Genomic DNA, 20,142 nt, shown 5'->3' on the forward strand with positions numbered 1-20,142 from the left:
ATTCATTCAAAATATATAATCAATTATCAGAATTATAAGTTTTTAAAAGTTTAAAATGACTGACAATCAGTCGTTATTTAATAAGGAGGTATCTTATGGATCGTACAGCCGTTAAAACGTTAACTTTGAATATGTACATAAACGGAGAGTGGAAAAAAGCAGAGAAGCAGCGTCCTACTGTTAATCCAGCTACAGGTGAAGTGATTGGATATGCTGCAGAAGGCAGCATAGAAGATATGAAAACGGCGATTGGAGCAGCACGAGAAGCTTTTGACAGCGGAATTTGGTCTGAGACTTCTGCATCTGAAAGAGCAGCTATCTTATTTAAAATTGCCGATAAGCTTGAAGAAGCGAAAGAAGAATTAGCAGCGCTAGAAACAATGGATAACGGAAAGCCCTATCGCGAAGCTGAGGCTGATGTGGAAGATGCAGCTGCTTGTTTTAGGTATTACGCTGGATTAATTACAAAGCCAGACGGTCAAACGTACAGTGTTCCGGCACCTATGCAAGCAATGGTTATAAAAGAACCAATTGGGGTGTGCGGACTGATTGTACCTTGGAATTATCCGCTGTTGATGAGCGTGTGGAAAATTGCACCTGCTTTAGCTGCAGGAAATACGATTGTATTTAAACCTTCTGAAGTGACACCGGTTACTCCTACAAAACTTTTTGAGATTTTAGAAAGCGTAGGATTGCCAAAAGGAGTAGCAAACCTTGTTATGGGAGCCGGAGATACTGTGGGAAATACGCTTATTCAAGATAAGCGTGTTGATAAGATTTCCTTTACAGGAGGAACGGTAACTGGAAAACACATTATGCGTCAAGCAGCAGAGAATGTAACGAAAGTCTCTTTAGAACTTGGAGGAAAGTCACCGAACATTATATTTGCTGACGCTGATTTTGAAACAGCTGTAGATTATGCCTTATTTGGAATTTTTGCAGGGAGCGGCCAAATTTGCGCTGCAGGTTCTCGTATTTTAGTAGAAGAAAGCATCGCTGAGAGATTTATCGAACGTTTTGCAGAGCGTGCTCAAAAAATTAAAGTAGGAAATGGAATGGATCAAGAGATTGAAATGGGCCCTCTTGTAAGTGAAGAACATATGAAAAAAGTATTAAAGTACATCGAAATCGGAAAGCAAGAAGGCGCCCGCCTTGTATGCGGAGGCAATCGAATCACTAGCAGTGGATTGGAAAAAGGATTCTTTGTAGAACCTACGGTTTTTAGTAACGTTACGTCAAATATGAAAATTGTGCAAGATGAAATCTTTGGACCCGTTGTCGTTATTCAAACGTTTAAAGACGAAAAAGAAGCTATTAAGCTTGCAAATGATACGGAATATGGTTTGGCAGGCAGTGTGTTTACAAACGACGGCGCAAAAGCTCTTCGGGTGATTAAAAAGCTGCGTGCAGGCATCACTTGGGTAAACACATATCATTTTACATTTAACGAAGCGCCTTGGGGCGGATATAAGCAGAGCGGAATTGGTCGAGGACTGGGCACGTTTGGATTGGAAGAATTTCAAGAAGTAAAACAAATTAATATTAATTTACAAGTAGAGCCAATCGGCTGGTTTAAAAATTAAAAAGTAGAGAAGGAGCGATATAAAAATGAATACAGTGACGAAAAATCAAGAGGTAAACAAAGCATATGGTGAAGTAAACGAATATATCAACAAAGTATTGGGGCTTATTGAAAAAAGCCAAGTGTCAGCTGAAGAAGCACAGTGGATTACGAAAGAAACAGTAGACGGATTTCGTGAGCATGTCAACCCAGGCTTTTTAGAATATCGCAAAACAGTAACGGTGGATACGCAGTTTGCAGCTGTTGAATGGTCAGATGAAGGCTCTTGTTTTACGGATGTAAACGGTAAAAAATACATTGATTGTTTGGGCGGATTTGGAATTTATAACGTGGGGCACCGCCATCCTAAAGTAGTCAAAGCTGTTCAAGATCAGCTTCAGCGTCAAGCGCTCCATAGCCAAGACTTATTAGATCCACTTCGTGCGATGCTTGCGAAAATTTTAGCGGATATTACACCGGGTGATTTGAAGTATTCCTTTTTCACAAACAGCGGAACAGAAAGTGTAGAAGCCGCTTTAAAATTAGCGAAAATGTATAGTGATCGAACAACGTTTATTTCCACAACACGTTCTTTTCACGGAAAAAGTCTAGGTTCTTTATCAGGTACGGCAAAAGGAATGTTCCGTAAACCATTTCTGCCGTTAATTCCAGGTTTCCGTCACGTGCCGTTTGGTGATATTGACATGATGCGTAAAACATTTGAAACGTGCGCGCTTGTAGGGGAAGATGTGGCAGCTGTTTTATTAGAACCGATTCAAGGAGAAGGTGGCATTATTCTTCCTCCTGAAAATTATTTAAAAGAAGTGCGTGCACTATGTGATGAGTACGACGCTATCTTAATTTTTGATGAAGTTCAAACAGGTATGGGACGTACCGGTGAAATGTTTGCATCAGAACTATATGATGTTGTACCCGATATTTTATGTCTTGCTAAAGCGTTTGGAGGAGGAGTTATGCCTGCTGGGGCAGTCGTAGCAAAAGAAAAAGTGTTTTCAAGCTTCTTTGATAATCCTTTTATGCACACAACAACGTTTGGAGGCAACCCGCTTGCCTGCGCAGCCGCTATTGCAACCATTAACGTGTTGATTGAAGAACAGCTGCCAAACCGTGCAAAAGAGCTGGGAGAATATTTCCTTGCTGGTTTAAAGAAAGCCGCTGAAAAACATGGAGATAAAGTACTTGAAATCAGAGGGCAAGGTTTAATGATTGGAATTGAGTTTCACCAAGATGAAATTGGCTACGCGCTTTCTAAAGGTATGTTTGATGAAGGGATTCTAGTAGCCGGGACGCTTGTAAACTCTAAAACAATTCGTATTGAGCCGCCGTTGACTATTTCAGCGGAAGAAGTAGATCAAGTCATTTCTACATTTGAAAAAGTATTAAATGAGCTGAACCACCAATAAATGTAACAAGGAGCAATGAATATGAGTCGGCAAACGTTTCTTATTCCCGTATTGCTTTCAATGATTTTAGTAGTGGAAATGCCTAGCGACTAACTGAAATCATTGAAACGGAGGAGTAAATTATGAAATATCCATTGTCCCCAGATGTCAAACCAGAATTTTGTACAACGGGCTCATTTATGAGGCTGCCAGCGGAAAGAGAAAATGCAAAAGTAGGGCTAGTAGGGATGCCGTTTGATACGGCAGCATCTTTTAGAGTAGGTGCGCGCTTTGCACCTCAGGCAATTCGGCAAGCTTCCATGACGCTGTTTCCTTATCACCCGGTACACGACGTATATCCATTCGATGATACAAATGCTATCGATATTGGTGATGTGCCCGTTATTCCGCATAATATTCACAGAAGCTATGAATTAATGGAGGAAGCAGTAGGCACTCTTATGGATAGAGGAATTGTTCCAATTGGAATTGGAGGAGATCATTCGATTACCTTAGCAAGCCTTCGTGCTGCTGCTAAAAGATATGGTCCAGTGGCTATGATTCATTTTGATTCTCATACAGACACGTGGGATACGTATTACGATGAAAAATATTGGCACGGATCTCCTTTTATACGCGCATATGAAGAAGGGCTAGTAGATCCAAAGAAGGTCTTTCAAATTGGTATCAGAGGAACATTAAATCATCCGGGAGATGTTCAAGAAAGCAAAGACCTTGGTTATCATGTAGTAACGGCAGGGGAGCTTGAACATCAAGGATTTTCAGTGATTTTAGAGCAAATGAAGACAGCGATTGGAGATACGCCGTGCTTTTTAACGTTTGATATTGATTTTGTTGATCCTTCTTGTGCACCAGGAACAGGAACGCTTGAAGTAGGAGGATTCAGCAGCAGAGAAACGCTAAAAATGATCCGTTCTCTGACGGAATTTAACTATGTTGGATTTGACCTGGTGGAAGTGCTGCCTTCTTATGATCCAACTCAGATAACCTCGTTGCTTGCAGCTACAATCATTCATGATTTTGCTAGTTTAGTTGCAGTGAAAACGAAAAGAGAGTCATTAGATACGATGATTGAATAACGGCTTGTAAGCAGAAATCCCTCTTATTCAGAGGGTATTTCTGCGTTGATATAGCAGGAGATTAGGAACATATAGCTATTTAAAATAAAGCGCTTTCATAATATGATAAAAGAAAAAGAGAGTTTGTTAGCAACCCTTACTAACTTAAAGAAATAAATCATATATTTGTTATAGTAAATGTAACTACTCTTTATATAAAAATGAATGAAAGTCATTCATTTTTATATAAAGAAATTAAATACAGGCATTTATGGATTTAATTGTCAGAATGTTCTTAATAAATAGAAGGGGGAAGATAAATGAAACATGAAACAGTAACATTAAAAAGGTCGTTGAAATTATGGCAGATTGTATTAATGGGGATCGGATATATGACTCCGATGGTAGTGTTTGATACGTTTGGGATTGCGTCTGATATGACGAATGGACACGTTCCCACGTCTTATATAATAGCCCTTGTCGGGATGCTTCTCACGGCAGTAAGCTACAAAAAGATGATTCAAGTGTTTCCAAATGCAGGGTCAGCTTATACATATACGCAAAAGACAATCAATCCGCATTTAGGGTTCTTAGTTGGCTGGTCTGCACTAATGGATTATCTCTTTTTACCGATGGTTAACGCACTTATTTTTCAAATTTATTTATCATCTATTTTTCCTTCGGTACCATCGTGGATTTGGGTTGTCAGCTTCGTCATTATCGTTACGCTGCTAAATTTACGAAGCGTTAATTTCACCGCCAATTTCAATACGTTTCTTGTTATATTTCAAATGACGATTTTAGTATTGTTTGTTGCTGTTTCAATCAAAGCCTTGCTAGGAGGAATGGGAGAAGGTACTCTTTTTTCTATGAAGCCTTTCTTTAATCAGAACATGACGTCATCAGGGCTAATAGCGGGAGCCACACTTATGTGTTTTTCCTATTTAGGATTTGATGCAGTGGCTATGTTATCAGAAGAAACGCCCAATCCTAAAAAAACGATTCCGCAAGCTATTTTTTTAGTTGCATTAATCGGAGGAGTCATGTTTACCGTGACATCTTATTTTATTCAAGCGGTTTTTCCAACGTTAGAAGGATTTAAGCATCCAGACGCTGCGGCTCCTGAAATTGCTATGTATGTGAGCGGTACGCTGTTTCAAATTGTCTTTTTAGCTGGAGGAATTGCAGGAACATTATCATCAGGCATGTCATCGCATGCAAGCGTTTCGCGTTTATTATACGTAATGGGACGCGATCGAATTTTACCTCAGTCATTTTTTGGTTATGTTCATCCTAAGCTGCGCACTCCCTCTCGAAATATTGTATTAGTCGGATTTGTATCAGCAACTGCCATTTTCTTCAGTCTGGCAACGGCTACGTCATTTATTAATTTTGGAGCACTCATTGCGTTTTCTTTTGTTAATATTTCGGTTATTGCGCACTATGCTGTTCATCAAAAGCAGCACCGGTCGGCTAAGGGTTTTTGGTCATACATTATTATGCCACTATTAGGAGCAGCGGCGATTGGCGTTTTATGGCTTAACTTGGAGCGCAATTCATTTTTACTTGGTATTGGCTGGGCGATTGCTGGTTTAGTTTATTTAGCGTATGCAACGAAAGGTTTTAGAAGGCAGCTGTCTTCCATTGAGTTTAAGGAAACAGAAGAAATGTCACCTTTGATGAAAGTCGGAGAAAAGTAAGGATAGAAACTACCTGTTTAAGCCTATCTTATTAAGGAAGCCACATTTATGGATTACGTATTTTGAACGTGTTACTATGTAAGAACGATAAGATAGAAAAAGGTAGGTAAATTATGATTAAAGCAGTTGTGTTTGATTTTGATGGATTAATTATTGATACAGAATCAGTGTGGTATGAGGTATACCGCGAAATGTTAGAAGACAGGGGAGTAGATCTACCGATTGCAACGTTTGCTTCTTATGTAGGAACGGATGCTACAGCACTTTACGATTACTTGCTTCAGCAGTTTAACAATGAGTTCACAAAAGAGGAACTAGCTCAAGAATCGTTAAGACGTCATCAAGAAAAAATGAAATCATTAGTAGCCCGAGAAGGTGTAGCGGAGTACTTGGCAGAAGCAAAAGAACTTGGATTAAAAATTGGTTTAGCAAGCAGCTCATATCGAGACTGGGTAACAGCATTTTTAAAAGAGCTAGATTTGCTGCACTATTTTGAAGTCATTCAAACGCGCGATGATGTAGAAAAAGTGAAGCCAGATCCGGCTCTTTACCGAAATGCAATTGAAAAGCTAGGAGTAGAGCCCTCTGAAGCTTTAGCATTTGAAGATTCTTCTAATGGTGCGAAAGCTGCTATGGCAGCAGGCTTACGCTGTGTGATTGTACCAAATCCGTTAACTAAACATCTGTCATTCGAGAGATATCACTTACACATTGAATCGATGAAAGAGAAAACTTTAAAAGAAGTAATTCAGTATCTTTGTATTGAAGACTAACGCTAAAAGCGCCACATTTTTCAAAAGAAAATGTGGCGCTTTTTTTATTGTTTTACTGTTTCTTCAGTCAAATCAAAAGGATTATCTACAGGGTTATAGACGCCGTCGTAATGCTTTTTAATATATGCTTTCATTTCTTTTGAGCCATATAATTCAACTAGTTTTTTAATCTGTTTATTGTCTTTGTTTTTGGGAGTGACTGCCGCAAATGTTGCAAACTTATCACTGTCTTCTAGGAACAATGCGTCTTTTTTAGGATTATATCCATTTTGCAATGCATAGTTGCTAGGTATGATAGCAGCATCCAAGTTTTTTAAAGTAGGTGCTAACATTCCTGCTTCGAGTTCTTTAAACTTTAGGTTTTTAGGATTTTCTTCAATGTCTTTTATGGTTGCTTTGCTGTTTGTACCGGGTTTTAATGTAATAAGACCGGCGCTTTGATAGATAAGTAAGCCTCTCCAAAGATTAATTGGGTCATTTGGGATGCCTACTGTGGCGTTTTTTGGAATATCTTTAATATCATTGTATTTCTCAGAATAAATAGCTTGAGAGCTAGTATATGCTTTAGCGATTGCGGTGATATTTGTTTTGTGATCCTTGTTATATTGTTCTAAAAATTGACTTGTTTGATAAACATTTACGTCGATTTTACCTTGTACTAGAGCTTGATTAGGTAAAATATAATCATTAAACGTAGTGACTTTAACAGTAATACCTCTATTTTTTGCTACTTCTTTTAGTTTATTTGCAATTTTTTCAAAAGGACCAGATGTAACTCCAATATTAATGATTTGCGTTTTCTCAGAAGTCGCAACAGAATCCGGTTTGCTACATCCTGCAACTGCAAAAATGATTAAAATAACAATTAATAACCTTACTAGTTTGTTATTCACTTTGATTTTCCTCCTTATTGGTAATAATTAGCTTTATTTTCGCTGCAATTTTTTAGATAAATAATTACCGCTAGATTGAACGAGTTGAACAATTGCGATTAAGATAATAACAGTAATAAACATTATCTTTAAATCCCACTGTTGATATCCATATCTTAACGCCAAATCACCAAGTCCCCCGGCTCCAACCGCACCTGCCATAGCAGAAGCCCCAATTAAACCAATAGTTGCAATAGTAAGACATAAGATAATACCGGATCTAGATTCGCGTAACATGATTCGAAAAACAATTTGTACTTTAGAAGCTCCCATTCCTCTATAAGCTTCGATGACTCCCCAATCTACCTCTAATAAAGTAGTTTCCATCAAACGTGCAATATAGGGGGCAGTATATACAATTAGCGGTACAACAGCTCCTTTTATACCAATAGGAGTACCAACTATAAAAGTGGTAAATGGAATAATAGCTACGAGTAAAACGATAAAAGGTACCGATCTTAAAATATTTATAATCGTGTTGAGTATTGTGAAGATATATGTATTAGATAATAAGTGGTTTTGTCTAGTGATAACCAGAAGAATTCCTAAGGGTATTCCTATAAGAGTAGAAAGAATGAGTGAAATCAAAACCATAACAATGGTATCAATGATACCTTGAGAAAATAATGAGTATAATTCTTGCATTAGATATTCTCCTTTAAATGATTATGAAGTAATAGACATTCCTTGGTTTTTTAGTTGAGGTTTTGAAATTATTTCTGTGTAAAAAACATGATTTTGTATATAGTTCTTAGCATTCGCTATATCTAGGTGTGGGCCGTTGATTCGAAGAAGTAAAATGCTTAATGGATAGCCTTTAACGGCAGTGATGGTACCAGATAAAATAAACGTAGATACATTAAACTGTTGTTTTAATTCTTCTAACAATGTAGCGGTATTATGTTCTTCTCTCATGATAATTTTTATTATTAGCGAATCTTTAAAGCTTTTATTAACAGTTGAAAAAGAAAGTTCCTCATTAAAAATGGTCTTTACAAAACTTTTCGTAATAGAGTGTTGAGGATTACTAAATACGTTAATGATGTTTCCTGATTCTACAATTTTTCCTTTATCCATAACAGCAACCTTATCGCAAACTCTCTTTATTACTTCCATTTCATGCGTAATAAGTACTATGGTTAAGTTGAACTTTTTATTGATATCTACTAAAAGTTGTAGAATAGATTCTGTTGTTTGAGGATCTAATGCTGAAGTTGCTTCATCACACAAAAGTATCTCCGAATTAATAGCAAGCGCTCGTGCAATACCAACACGTTGTTTCTGTCCCCCAGAAAGATTTGCCGGATATGCGTAAACCTTATCTTCTAAGCCAACAAGCTTGAGGAGTTCCATTACGCGTGAGTTGATTTCTTTTTTAGGGTAGTGATGAATTTTTAGCAGTTCTGCGATATTCCCGTAAACATTAAGTGAAGATAATAAGTTGAAGTTTTGAAAGATAATTCCTATTTTCTTTCTGGCCTTTAATAATTGCTTTTCAGTTAAGGTAGTTAGGTCAAGGTTATTAACAAAAACATGTCCATTATCCGGACGTTCTAGTAAATTTATTGTTCTTAACAAGGTACTTTTACCAGCTCCGCTTAACCCAATAATCCCGTAAATTTCTCCTTTATCCACCTTTAAATTAATCTCGTTTAAAGCTTGAACAGGTTTGTTTTTTATAAAAAAATCCTTATTTACATTTTTGAGTTCAATCATGTTATCAACTCCTTTAATTATTGTATAAACCAACTAAATTTATTGGTATAGTTAGTTAATTTACAGTTATTAGAATCATAAGTCAATAACCTTTAAAGAAATCCTAATTCAGCATTAGTAATGGCTTCATTTATTTTTCATTATAAAGAGAGAAGTTTCATTGACACTCTGGAAGAATATGTTTTAAGATTACTTCCAAACAGATTTAATTCTTAGTTAATTTATGTATTTAATTAGTTTTGGAGGTTTCTATGGGGAAACATATTTATTTAAATGCGTTTGATATGAATTGTGTTGTACATCAGACACCTGGTTTGTGGACGTACCCAAGTGATCAGGCGGCCGAATATAAAACGTTAGATTACTGGGTGAAGTTAGCTAAGCTATTGGAAAAAGGAAAGTTTGACGGTTTGTTTTTAGCCGATGTATTAGGTGTTTATGACGTTTACAGGAAAAGTAACGAAGGAGCTCTTAAGCAAGCTGCTCAGCTTCCAGTGAATGAACCAACTGCGCTTATTTCCGCTATGGCCTATGCCACAAAGCATTTAGGGTTTGGGGTAACGGTGTCTACTACTTATGAGAAGCCTTATGCGTTTGCGCGAAAATTTTCGACGTTGGACCATTTAACAAATGGACGTATTGCATGGAATATTGTGACTTCATATCTTGAAAGCGGGTCAATTAATCTAGGATTAGAAGAACATTTTACGCATGCAACCCGCTATGATATTGCCGATGAATTTTTAGAAGTTTGCTATAAATTATGGGAAGGAAGTTGGGAGGAAGGAGCTGTTGTAAAAGATAAAGAAAAAGGGATCTTTACACTTCCAGACCGGGTTCATCCGATTAATCATAAAGGGAAGTGGTTTAGTGTTCCTGGTGTACATTTATCAGAACCTTCCCCGCAGCGAACTCCAGTTTTATTTCAAGCAGGGGCTTCTGCCCCAGGAAGAGCATTTGCCGCCAAACATGCTGAGTGTATCTTTACAAGTTTTCCTACTAAAAAAGTAGCCGCAGATTATGTGAAAAAAATGCGCGCTCAAATCGCTGCAGAAGGCAGAGACCCACAGAGCATATTAATTTTTAATTTATTTACACCAATTGTTGGACGAACTGAAAAAGAGGCTGAGGAGAAGCTTGCTCAGTTTGAGAGCTATGTCAATTTCGAAGGAGCAGCTACGCTGTTTAGCGGCTGGACGGGAATCGATGTTTCTGCCTATGAACCAGAACAGCCTATTGAATTTATTGCGACGAATTCAGTTCGTTCCGCTTTAGAGAAATTTACAATAAGTGATCCCGATAGAAAGTGGACGGTAGAAGAAGTAGTGAAATTTGTCAGTATCGGAGGAATGGGACCGGTTACTGTGGGAAGTCCGGAACAAGTAGCTGATTTTATGGAAGAGTGGATAGACGATACAGGCATGGATGGATTTAATATGGCTTATGTGACCACGCCGGGAACGTTTGCTGACTTTATTGATTTAGTGATTCCTGTTTTGCAGGAAAGAGATTTATTCAAAACAGATTACAGTGAAGGAACTTATAGAGAAAAGCTATTTAAAAAATCACATTTCTTGCCTGATGAACACTATGGCGCTCAGTATCGAAAGACGAGCCAAAAGGAGAGTTTAACATGACTGCAACAACTGTAAAGGAAGAAATTTATCTTGATCAAGCAAAAAAGCTGTCCGTTTTTTTTGCAAAGGATGCAGCACAGAGAGATAAAGAAGGCGGAACACCTAAACAGCAAAAAGATGCTATTCGCCAAAGTGGGCTGTTAAATTTATTAATTCCTCAAAAATATGGCGGAGAAGGCGGGAGATGGTCAACGGCTTTAGCTATTGTTCGAGAGTTGGCGAAAGGCGATGCAGCATTGGGTCATCTATACGGCTATCACTCCTTGTTTGTCTCAGATATTCGAATCAAAGGCACAGAAGAACAGCAGGCCTATTTTTATCTTTTATCTGTTCAGCAGCAAGCTTTTTGGGGAAATGCCTCTAATCCTTTAGTAGAAAGCCTAAAAGGTGACAAGCAATTACAAGGTTATCTGTTAAATGGAACGAAAGCGTTCGGTTCTGGTTCACCTGATTCTCAGTACTTATGGCTATCATTTAATGACAGAGAAACAGGGCAATATTTAAACGGCGTCGTGCCTACTGACAGAACAGGCATTACCGTCAAAGATGATTGGAATGCGATGGGACAAAGACAGACGGGAAGTGGAAATGTAGATTTTAAAAATGTACGAATAGAAGAACATGAAGTGATTCGAGATTTTGTTGAAAATCCTACTCCTTTTTCAACTATTGGAGCCGCGCTGTCGCAAATTATTTTAACGAATGTCTTTATAGGAAGCGCTTTTGGAGCAATTGAAGAAGCACAAAACTACACGGCTTCTAAAACAAGGCCTTGGTTAACATCAGGAGTAGAAAAAGCTTCTGATGATCCAGGTATACTGCGAAAATACGGTGAACTCTGGATTCAAGCAAAAGCAGCCAGTGCACTTGCAGATGAAGCAGCTCTCATATTGGATGAAGCGTGGGAAAAAGGCAAAAAATTAACGGAAGAAGAACGTGGAAACTTAGCAGTTCACGTAGCGGCTGCCAATGTTTTTGCTGGTAATGCTGCACTGGATATCACAAGTAAGATATTTGAAGTTATGGGAGCGCGTTCGGTTCATGCTGAATACGGATACGACCGATTCTGGCGTAATGTAAGAACTCATACTCTTCATAATCCAGCTGAATACAAGCTTCGAACGGTTGGGAACTGGGTGTTGAATCAGCAGTACCCTATACCTAATCCATATGCTTGATTTAAAAATAGTAAAAAATGAAGCTATCAGACAACTGAGGCTCCTTATTGCAGTTTATTTGTAATAACGGAGTTTTTTTATGTAGCTTTAAAAAGGGGCGAATACAAGTGGAGTTATTTTGGTTTATTCCAACGTATGGAGATGGACGTTATTTAGGAAGCCATGAGGGAGCCAGGGCTGCAAGCTATTCTTATTGCAAACAAGTTGCACAAGCTGCGGATGAGCTAGGCTATAGCGGAGTTTTGCTTCCGACGGGAAAATCATGTGAAGATGCATGGATTGCTGCCTCTACTTTAGTGCCAGTTACTGAAAATCTGAAGTTTTTAGTAGCGGTACGCCCGGGTTTAATGTCGCCTACACAAGCCGCAAGAATGGCTGCAACGTTTGACCGCTTTTCTAAAGGAAGGCTCCTTATTAATGTCGTAGCAGGAGGAGATCCCGTTGAGTTAGAAGGAGACGGAGTGTTTTTAAACCATCACGATCGCTATGAGCTGACAGATGAATTTTTGACAATATGGAGAAGGGTATTAAATGAATCCGATGTTCACTTCGACGGAGACTACTTGAGTGTTAAAGGTGGCGACGTGCTTTATCCGCCGATCCAAAAACCGTATCCTCCCCTTTATTTTGGAGGTTCTTCTCCTGTAGCGATGGACGTTGCTTCAAGGCATATAGACGTCTATTTGACTTGGGGAGAGCCTCCTGCACAAGTCAAAGAAAAAATTGAACGAATGAAAGAAAAAGCAAAGCAGACAGGAAGAGAAATTCGATTTGGCATCAGGCTTCATGTCATTGTTCGTGAAACTGAAGAAGAAGCCTGGAAAGCTGCAGATGAACTGATTCAACATGTAGATGAAGAAGCTGTTAAATCAGCCCAAAAAGTATTTTCTCGAATGGATTCAGAAGGTCAAAAACGTATGAGCGCCTTGCATCAAGGTGACCGTTCAAACTTAGAGGTAAGTCCTAACCTATGGGCTGGTGTAGGGTTAGTTCGAGGAGGAGCAGGGACTGCTTTAGTAGGAGATGCTGATACGGTGGCACAACGAATCAAAGAATATGCAGAGTTAGGTATCGAAACATTTATTTTATCTGGATATCCTCATTTAGAAGAAGCATATCGAACAGCAGAGCTTTTGTTTCCAAGGCTTCCAGTTAAGTGTAAGCACGATGAGAACGAGCGCACATTTATCAGTCCATTTGGTGAAGTGAAAGTGAATGATAAAGCACCCGCTAAAAGGTGAGAAAGGAGGGTAATCATGAACAACACCCAAACGATTGCAGCGTCTCAAGAGAAGATCCTTGAATTGGCTAACCAGTTGGCTAAAGAGTTTTCCAAAACTGCTGTAAAAAGAGATAGAGAAGGTGGAACGCCTCTACATGAGCGTAATCTGCTTAGAAAAAGCGGTCTTTTAGCCCTCCCAATTCCTAAGGAATACGGAGGTTATGGAGCCGGCTGGCCGATTGTTTTTAAAGTCGTGAATATCATTGCGAAAGCAGATAGTTCACTTGCACACTTGTTGGGGTATCATTATTTGACGGTTTGTTCAACGTTTCTGTTTGGAAGTACTAAGCAGTACAAAACTTTTTACAAAGAAACAGCCTCTCAGCAGCTATTTTGGGGCAATGCCTTTAATCCTAGAGATTCAGGACTAAAAGCAGTTCGAGAAAATGGACGATTAATGCTCAGCGGAAGCAAGAGTTTTTGTTCCGGGGCAACGGATTCAGACCGTTTGTTAGTGTCGGCTCAAGAAGAAGGAAGCGATGAGGTATTGCTATGTGTACTTCCTACTCATAGAGCCGGAATCGTTACTGAAGATAATTGGGACGGATTTGGACAGCGCCAAACGGATAGCGGAAGTGTAAAGTTTGAAGATGTTATCGTTTATGAAGAAGAAATATTGTATAAAGCAGCCGAAGAGCAAAAGGTTTTTCCTACGGTACGAACGCATTTGGCTCAGCTTATGCTCACTCACTTATTGTACGGTATTGCTCAAGGAGCTTTGGAGGAATCAAAAGCTTATGTGAAGGCTCATACAAAGCCGTGGATAAGTTCGGATGTTGAAGCAGCGGAGCAAGATCCTTACATTATTCAGCAATACGGTGAAATGAGTTTAAATCTTCATGCTTGTTCAGCACTTATAGAAAAAGCTGTTGCAGAATTTGATCATGCATGGAAAAAAGAAGATGCGCTAACGAAACAGCAGCGGGGCGAGTCCGGAGTTGCGATTGCGTTGGCCAAAACATTTACTGTCAAAACGGTCTTACATATTACCTCTACTATATTTGATGGGATGGGAGCGAGAGCCACGTCTGATCAGTATAAATTTGATCGATACTGGCGCAACGCCCGGACAATTAGCTTACACGATCCTATTGCTTATAAGCTGCGTGACATAGGTAAATGGTGTCTTAGCAGTGAACTGCCGCCTATTACACCATATTCATAGAAAGTCTGCTAAAAAGAGGCTGGGAGAAAAATAGTTTAGTTGAAGGAAGATCCGAACGATGAATCGTTCGGTTTTTTTCATGGGTAGGGTGAACGTAGGTTTCGTATATTGAGTTGCTTCTAGCGGTGTCTCAAGCAGTTCAGCTCATATATCCCATTTGTTCGTCTTTAGATTGGAATGATGTAGCTATGTCTCAATCTCTTTTTTTGTAGAATAGATATAATTTTTTTAATTAAAAAATAACGAATCAGCTTGTTTAAATAGATAAAACTGATATAATGATAACGATTATCAGTTTCAAGAGTCGATTATCTACATAAAGATACAAGCAGGAGGAATGACATTTGAATAAGAAAAAAATAGGACTGCTGGCTTTTATTACAATGCTGGCAATCGGAATGCTTATCGGCTGCAGCAGCACGAATAAGGAAAATTCAGCTGATGAAAAAAGTGAAAAAACAAGAGTGGTCAAGCATGAGCTTGGAGAGACAAAGGTAAAAGAGAATCCAAAGCGAGTAGTCGTATTAGAGTTAGGCTTTATTGATGCATTGTTAGATGCTGGTATCAAACCTGTAGGAGTAGCTGATGATGATAAAGCAGAACAGCTTATTGATAAAGATGTACTAAAAGAAATCAAAGGATACAAATCAGTTGGCACGCGAGCGCAGCCAAGCTTGGAATCGATTAAACTGCTGAAGCCCGATTTGATTATCGCCGATTCAGAACGTCATAAAAATGTATACAAAGAATTATCGGAAATTGCGCCAACGATTGAGTTAAAAAACTTAAATGCTAATTACGATGATTTACTAAATACAGAGTTAAAAGTAGGAGAAGCGGTTGGCAAGAAAGCAAAAGTTGAAAAAGTGGTAGAAGAGCATAAGCAAAAAATGAAGGATTTAAAAGCAAAAGCACCAAAAAATCCGGGCAATGTACTTGTTATCGCTGATGCAAATGGTAATATTAATGCTAGAACTTCAAATTTCTTTACAACGGGTGTTCTTGAGCAATTAGGCTTCAAAAATGCATTAACAGATCCTACAAAAGAGTACAGTGTAAAAATGACAATGGAACAGCTCGTAAAAGCAGATCCGGACAAACTCATTGTTATGCGAAATGAAAAAGGTCATACGCCTTTAGCAAAACAGCCATTATGGAAAGAGCTAAAAGCGGTTAAAAATAATCAAGTGTATGAAGTTGATGTATTTAAATGGTCTCTTCGCCGAAGTGTACAAGGTGCAAATGGTATTGCAGATGAAGCAGAAAAGTTATTATTTGAAGGCAAATAATAACGAAGAAAAGAACAATCCAGCGGGATTGTTCTTTTCTTTTTATTGAACTTTCAAATGAAAGGAGGCGCAGTCTACTATGAAAGCTGTTCACGGCTTATCCAAAAGAAACAAATCTCCGCTTCGTATAATAGCTATTTTTCTTGCGGTTATTATTCTTTTACTGATTTCAATGTTTTTATCTATTTCCATCGGTTCTATACATATTTCTTTTGGAACGATTAAGCAAGCTATACTAAATTTTGACGGATCAAAAGAACAGTCTATTATTCAAAGTGTCCGTCTGCCTCGCTTACTGGTAACCGCATTTGTTGGCGCTAATTTGGCTGTCGCTGGAGCGTTGATGCAAGCATTAACTAGAAATCCATTAGCTTCTCCTGGTATTTTTGGTATTAATGCCGGCGCATCAGCGGCAATGGTATTTTTAACGGTTTTAGTGCCTAGTGTAAGCATGATTGGCGGGGTATTCGGTGCATTTTTAGGAGGCGCATTTGCTGCTGTTATTGTTTATGTCATGAGTTCGTTGATTAAAGGAGGCGACAGTGATGTAAAGCTTGCTTTAACAGGTGTTGCTATACAAGGTATGCTTATGTCTCTCACGCAAACACTGCTGATTTTTAATGAAAGCAAAACAGAAGGCGTTATGTTCTGGCTCACCGGTTCAGTTATTGGGCGAGATTGGGGACATGTTCATGTATTGGTTCCTTTTAGCATCGCGGGCCTGCTTATTGCGTTTGGTCTGGGAAGAGCGTCTTCTTTATTGTCTTTAGGAGATGACGTAGCTAGAGGACTCGGACAGCGAGTCTTTGCCATTAGAGCGTTCACTGCAGTTGTTGTGATTGTATTAGCAGGTGTTTCGGTGGCAATTGCGGGTCCCATTGGCTTTGTAGGGCTTGTTGTTCCTCATATGGTACGCTATTTAATAGGTGTAGATTACCGGGTCGTTTTGCCAATGAGCGCGCTGCTTGGTGCATCTTTATTGCTATTAGCAGACGTATTATCACGATTTATTACATACCCGTATGAGACTCCTGTAGGTGCAGTAACAGCATTGCTCGGAACGCCGTACTTTATTTACTTAGCGAGACGCAAAAAAACAGAAAGGAAGGCATGAGTTATATGCAGACTGTCAATAAAACAAAAAAGCAGCCATCTCGATTCAAGTCTGTCGGCCTGTTTATCATTCTTTCTGTCTTAATTATAGCGCTGAGTGTCATAAGCCTTAGCTTAGGAGACATTAACATACCTCCTCTAGACATTATTACGTCTTTTATTGGTATTGGCGATCCTGACTTGACGTCCATTTTAGTAGAATTTCGTCTACCTCGTATTTTGCTGGCTATTTTAACAGGAGTCGGCCTAGCTGTGTCCGGAGTCGTCGTACAGTCCATTATGAGAAATCCGCTCGCTAGTCCAGATACATTAGGTCTATCAAGCGGATCAGGATTAGCAGCTGTTGCAGTCACTATTTTACTGCCTTTAGCAAGCCCATCTGTTTTATCCGCCGCTGCGTTTGCAGGAGGATCGCTTGTCTTTGTCATCGTCTATTTGCTTGCTTATAAAAAAGGAGTAGAACCTATTCGATTTGCATTAATAGGTGTAGCAGTCAGCGCTTTTTGTTCATCCGGTATTCACTTGTTAATTTCAAAAGCAAATCCAAACGTAAATGCGGCACTGATTTGGCTGAGCGGCAGCTTATGGGGAAGGACATGGGATCAATTAATTGGTTTACTTCCCTGGGTCGTTATATTAGTACCGCTGATTTGGCTGTTAGCTGCCCGATTAGATTTAATTCATTTAGGTGATGAAGTGGCTCGAGGACTAGGGGCTAGAGTAGAGTTAATTCGTTTAGTATTGCTAGCAAGCGCGGTGGCAATGACGGCTGCGGTTGTATCGGTTGTTGGCACCATTGGCTTTGTAGGGCTTATTATTCCTCATGTGGCCAAACGGTTAGTGGGACCGAGACACAAAAAATTGATTCCTATAGCCGCTTTGCTTGGCGCTTTGTTTGTACTAGGAGCAGATTTAATTGGGAGAGGAATTGCTCCTCCGATTGAAATTCCGGCCGGATTAATCATTGGCATTATCGGCGCTCCGTATTTTCTTTATTTACTGTGGAGAGAATCTAAAAAATGAGGCTGTGACAAAAGTAGTGTAGTTAAAGTTAAACACGAACTATCCATCAAAAATGGATGAATAGTTCGTGTTGTTTTGTAATCATGGTGAACGTAGGTTTCACAAGCAGTCCAACTCATATATTCCTATTGCTCGTTTTTAGATTGGGTTCATTTCGTTATGTCCCAATCTCATTTTTATTCCAAATGAATTTTTGGGAATGGAATATGAGGAGGCTCTTCTAGCCATCCTTGTTCAATACTTATTCTTGATACTTCTTTGGCGTATTCCAAAATTTCATTCGTGAAGTTTGTATAGTTTAAAGCGAGATCTAAACGCGGGCTCGTTGACATCGCAAGCCCGTATCCACGTACATTTTCAGTAATCATCGCGGCTAGGTGAAACATCATGAGTTTTTCTGAAAATGGAGGAATGGAAGACTTTTCTACTCCGTAATCCCACTTCATTGTGACCGGTATGTTTTCTACCATTAGCGGTTGTGACAGGGATTCAATGTGCTGCTGTACCTGCTCTCTACCTTTTAACAAAAAAGCTTGAATTTCCTGAGAAGGAGCTGTTTGAGCAAACCCTAAAATTAAATCCTTTGCAATTAAGTTCGTCTGTATGCTTGACACGATATGAGAAATTTCAATGACGGTTAACGGCCGCTTTTCATCAAAATAGCTTCCCAAGAAGAGTTCTTTATCGTTCATATCAGACGCATCTGCAATAGGAATAGGAGGAAGCTCTATAAAAATTTGTTTTTCTAACAGCAAATCTGTAATCGTTTGGTTAAGCTTTTCTGCTTTTAATAGCAAGCTGCGAAAAAAAGATCGTACATCATTTCTTGCGGCAACATCGACACCCGTAGTTGCTGATAGCAGAAGGACATTTGAAATATGCTTCAAATAAAGCAAATAAAAAGAATCCGAAAATAATTTTGGAGCTTCAACATCAAGGTCTTCTTCGCCGAAACCGAGCGGGATTGGCATATTTTCTTTTAAAAAGATAGCAGTGAGCGCATCACTGTTTTTTGTTGTGATGTGCAGTGTACATTGAATCGCTTTTTGAATATCTAAATCGTCTACATGACACAGAAAATGTTTAAGCATACAAGAAATTGCTTTATCGTTCATATATTGCTTCCAAATAACAGCCATCTCGGCGGCTGATAGTGGAGAAAATGATTGATTGTTCATAATAAACTCCTCATATATAGATAATTAACAAGTTTCTAAAAGGTTATCAACTAGTATAAGTCAAAGGAAGTAAGATAAGCACTATAGAAAGTAAAAAAAGGTATCAACATTTTACTATAAGAGTAACCGTCATGCATAATTTAAAGGTTCTTTTAGGAAAAAAAGAGTTCAACCGCTTCTTTCTTGCAAAGCAGAAATAAAACCGAAATAATAAATGAAGAAAGTCAGGCAAGAAAGGAGTTTCATTATATGCCAGAAGGTCCAGAAATTAGACGAGCAGCTGATGAAGTGGAAAAAGCGATTATCAGTCTTCCCGTTAGAGAGATATGGTTTGCTTTTCCATCTTTACAGCATTACGAAGAAGTATTAACGGGTGCTCGTATTAAAAGGGTAGATACAAAAGGGAAGGCTATGCTTATTCGTTTTGACAACGGCTATACCATTTATTCACATAATCAGCTTTATGGAAAATGGTATGTACGTTCGTCTTACAATTATCCATCTACAAACAGACAGCTGCGTCTTGCTATTCATAATGAAAAGAAATCAGCGCTGCTCTATAGCGCTTCTGATATTGAAGTATTACGTGATGAAGAAGTTTCTGCTCATCCTTTTGTATCAAGAGTAGGTCCGGATACTTTAAGTGAAGAAGTAACGGCAGATGAGCTTTTAGATCGCTTTTACTCTAAGCCATTTTACCGCAGAAAATGGGCGTCGCTGCTGCTAGACCAAAGCTTTATAGCGGGGATTGGAAATTATTTGCGCAGTGAAATCCTATTTGTAGCGGGAATTAATCCTGCTGCTCGTCCAGTAGACTGCACGGAAGAACAGCTTAAAAAGGCAGCTGAAGCAACCATTTCTCTTGTAAAACAGTCCTATGAAACAGGTGGCATTACAAATGATGTAAAGCTTGCTGAAACGTTAAAAAAGAAAGGCCAAAAGCGCTCTCAATACCGCCACTGGGTTTTTAACCGTGAAGGAGAAGCTTGCCGAATTGACGGCACGCCTATCTTAAAAGTGCAAGCTGCTTCTAGAAGGCTTTATTACTGTCCTACTTGTCAAAAATAGCAGGATATATTTATTCTGCTATTTTTTTGATGTGTAAATGAATGA

General features: G+C 38.8%; 17 protein-coding genes. 13 read left to right on the plus strand and 4 right to left on the minus strand.

From position 1 onward, the window contains the following. The first annotated feature begins 95 nt into the window (after positions 1-95). The 5 genes from JNUCC25_RS04450 to JNUCC25_RS04470 all read left to right on the plus strand — a co-directional run bounded on the left by JNUCC25_RS04450 (position 96) and on the right by JNUCC25_RS04470 (position 6,516). Entirely contained in the window at positions 96-1,583 is a 1,488-nt protein-coding gene (locus tag JNUCC25_RS04450) for an aldehyde dehydrogenase family protein (RefSeq protein WP_013055570.1), read from the plus strand. 25 nt (positions 1,584-1,608) lie between these two features. Then, positions 1,609-2,985, plus strand: coding sequence for a putrescine aminotransferase (locus tag JNUCC25_RS04455; protein ID WP_013055571.1), 1,377 nt, complete (start codon positions 1,609-1,611; stop codon positions 2,983-2,985). Positions 2,986-3,107: 122 nt separating this feature from the next. After that, positions 3,108-4,064: an agmatinase gene (gene speB, locus JNUCC25_RS04460; RefSeq protein WP_029324846.1), complete on the plus strand. Its 957-nt coding sequence runs from the start codon at positions 3,108-3,110 to the stop codon at positions 4,062-4,064. Between the two features lie 299 nt (positions 4,065-4,363). Next, positions 4,364-5,743: an APC family permease gene (locus tag JNUCC25_RS04465; protein ID WP_064471338.1), complete on the plus strand. Its 1,380-nt coding sequence runs from the start codon at positions 4,364-4,366 to the stop codon at positions 5,741-5,743. A gap of 116 nt (positions 5,744-5,859) precedes the next feature. Then, complete coding sequence (locus tag JNUCC25_RS04470; protein ID WP_029324848.1) at positions 5,860-6,516, plus strand: HAD family hydrolase; 657 nt, start codon at positions 5,860-5,862, stop codon at positions 6,514-6,516. A 44-nt stretch (positions 6,517-6,560) separates the two neighbouring features. Here JNUCC25_RS04470 and JNUCC25_RS04475 read toward each other — a convergent pair whose 3' ends face one another. Genes JNUCC25_RS04475 through JNUCC25_RS04485 form a run of 3 tightly spaced genes read right to left on the minus strand, consistent with a single transcriptional unit; the run spans position 6,561 to position 9,164 of the window. Further along, on the minus strand, positions 6,561-7,409 hold the full coding sequence (locus tag JNUCC25_RS04475) for a MetQ/NlpA family ABC transporter substrate-binding protein (RefSeq protein WP_454222828.1): 849 nt from the start codon (positions 7,407-7,409) through the stop codon (positions 6,561-6,563). A 33-nt stretch (positions 7,410-7,442) separates the two neighbouring features. Then, positions 7,443-8,093, minus strand: a complete 651-nt coding sequence (locus JNUCC25_RS04480) for a methionine ABC transporter permease (RefSeq protein ID WP_454222830.1) — start codon at positions 8,091-8,093, stop codon at positions 7,443-7,445. Between the two features lie 21 nt (positions 8,094-8,114). Then, positions 8,115-9,164: a methionine ABC transporter ATP-binding protein gene (locus tag JNUCC25_RS04485; protein ID WP_454222832.1), complete on the minus strand. Its 1,050-nt coding sequence runs from the start codon at positions 9,162-9,164 to the stop codon at positions 8,115-8,117. Positions 9,165-9,415: 251 nt separating this feature from the next. On the opposite strand from JNUCC25_RS04485, the gene JNUCC25_RS04490 reads away from it, so the two are divergent. From JNUCC25_RS04490 to JNUCC25_RS04520, 7 genes are all read left to right on the plus strand, one after another. After that, positions 9,416-10,801 (plus strand): LLM class flavin-dependent oxidoreductase, encoded by a 1,386-nt coding sequence (locus JNUCC25_RS04490; RefSeq protein ID WP_029324850.1) that lies wholly within the window; start codon positions 9,416-9,418, stop codon positions 10,799-10,801. Then, a complete protein-coding gene (locus tag JNUCC25_RS04495) occupies positions 10,798-11,979 on the plus strand; it encodes an acyl-CoA dehydrogenase family protein (protein ID WP_029324851.1) in 1,182 nt (393 codons plus the stop codon). Before JNUCC25_RS04490 ends, JNUCC25_RS04495 begins: the two co-directional genes overlap by 4 nt. A 107-nt stretch (positions 11,980-12,086) precedes the next feature. Next, on the plus strand, positions 12,087-13,220 hold the full coding sequence (gene ssuD / locus JNUCC25_RS04500; RefSeq protein WP_013055580.1) for an FMNH2-dependent alkanesulfonate monooxygenase: 1,134 nt from the start codon (positions 12,087-12,089) through the stop codon (positions 13,218-13,220). A gap of 15 nt (positions 13,221-13,235) precedes the next feature. Next, positions 13,236-14,426: an acyl-CoA dehydrogenase family protein gene (locus JNUCC25_RS04505; protein ID WP_013055581.1), complete on the plus strand. Its 1,191-nt coding sequence runs from the start codon at positions 13,236-13,238 to the stop codon at positions 14,424-14,426. 344 nt (positions 14,427-14,770) lie between these two features. After that, positions 14,771-15,715 (plus strand): ABC transporter substrate-binding protein, encoded by a 945-nt coding sequence (locus JNUCC25_RS04510; protein ID WP_029324852.1) that lies wholly within the window; start codon positions 14,771-14,773, stop codon positions 15,713-15,715. A 79-nt stretch (positions 15,716-15,794) separates the two neighbouring features. Then, the gene (locus JNUCC25_RS04515; RefSeq protein WP_029324853.1) at positions 15,795-16,829 is read left to right on the plus strand and encodes a FecCD family ABC transporter permease; all 1,035 of its coding nucleotides are present in this window, start codon (positions 15,795-15,797) and stop codon (positions 16,827-16,829) included. A gap of 5 nt (positions 16,830-16,834) precedes the next feature. Beyond that, positions 16,835-17,851 (plus strand): FecCD family ABC transporter permease, encoded by a 1,017-nt coding sequence (locus JNUCC25_RS04520; protein ID WP_013055584.1) that lies wholly within the window; start codon positions 16,835-16,837, stop codon positions 17,849-17,851. A 176-nt stretch (positions 17,852-18,027) separates the two neighbouring features. Here JNUCC25_RS04520 and JNUCC25_RS04525 read toward each other — a convergent pair whose 3' ends face one another. Next, positions 18,028-19,029, minus strand: a complete 1,002-nt coding sequence (locus JNUCC25_RS04525) for a DUF3231 family protein (protein ID WP_454222836.1) — start codon at positions 19,027-19,029, stop codon at positions 18,028-18,030. Positions 19,030-19,278: 249 nt separating this feature from the next. Between JNUCC25_RS04525 and nei the strand changes: the two genes are divergently transcribed. Further along, positions 19,279-20,097, plus strand: a complete 819-nt coding sequence (gene nei / locus JNUCC25_RS04530; RefSeq protein ID WP_013055586.1) for an endonuclease VIII — start codon at positions 19,279-19,281, stop codon at positions 20,095-20,097. Positions 20,098-20,142 lie beyond the last annotated feature (45 nt).

The organism is Priestia sp. JNUCC 25, from assembly GCF_053667915.1.

Bases quoted from the DNA above. Each gene is read 5' to 3' on its own strand.
- JNUCC25_RS04450 (WP_013055570.1), top strand. From the start codon at position 96: ATGGATCGTACAGCCGTTAAAACGTTAACTTTGAATATGTACATAAAC.
- JNUCC25_RS04455 (WP_013055571.1), top strand. From the start codon at position 1,609: ATGAATACAGTGACGAAAAATCAAGAGGTAAACAAAGCATATGGTGAA.
- speB (WP_029324846.1), top strand. From the start codon at position 3,108: ATGAAATATCCATTGTCCCCAGATGTCAAACCAGAATTTTGTACAACG.
- JNUCC25_RS04465 (WP_064471338.1), top strand. From the start codon at position 4,364: ATGAAACATGAAACAGTAACATTAAAAAGGTCGTTGAAATTATGGCAG.
- JNUCC25_RS04480 (WP_454222830.1), bottom strand. From the start codon at position 8,093: ATGCAAGAATTATACTCATTATTTTCTCAAGGTATCATTGATACCATT.
- JNUCC25_RS04485 (WP_454222832.1), bottom strand. From the start codon at position 9,164: ATGATTGAACTCAAAAATGTAAATAAGGATTTTTTTATAAAAAACAAA.
- JNUCC25_RS04490 (WP_029324850.1), top strand. From the start codon at position 9,416: ATGGGGAAACATATTTATTTAAATGCGTTTGATATGAATTGTGTTGTA.
- JNUCC25_RS04495 (WP_029324851.1), top strand. From the start codon at position 10,798: ATGACTGCAACAACTGTAAAGGAAGAAATTTATCTTGATCAAGCAAAA.
- JNUCC25_RS04505 (WP_013055581.1), top strand. From the start codon at position 13,236: ATGAACAACACCCAAACGATTGCAGCGTCTCAAGAGAAGATCCTTGAA.
- JNUCC25_RS04515 (WP_029324853.1), top strand. From the start codon at position 15,795: ATGAAAGCTGTTCACGGCTTATCCAAAAGAAACAAATCTCCGCTTCGT.
- JNUCC25_RS04520 (WP_013055584.1), top strand. From the start codon at position 16,835: ATGCAGACTGTCAATAAAACAAAAAAGCAGCCATCTCGATTCAAGTCT.
- JNUCC25_RS04525 (WP_454222836.1), bottom strand. From the start codon at position 19,029: ATGAACAATCAATCATTTTCTCCACTATCAGCCGCCGAGATGGCTGTT.
- nei (WP_013055586.1), top strand. From the start codon at position 19,279: ATGCCAGAAGGTCCAGAAATTAGACGAGCAGCTGATGAAGTGGAAAAA.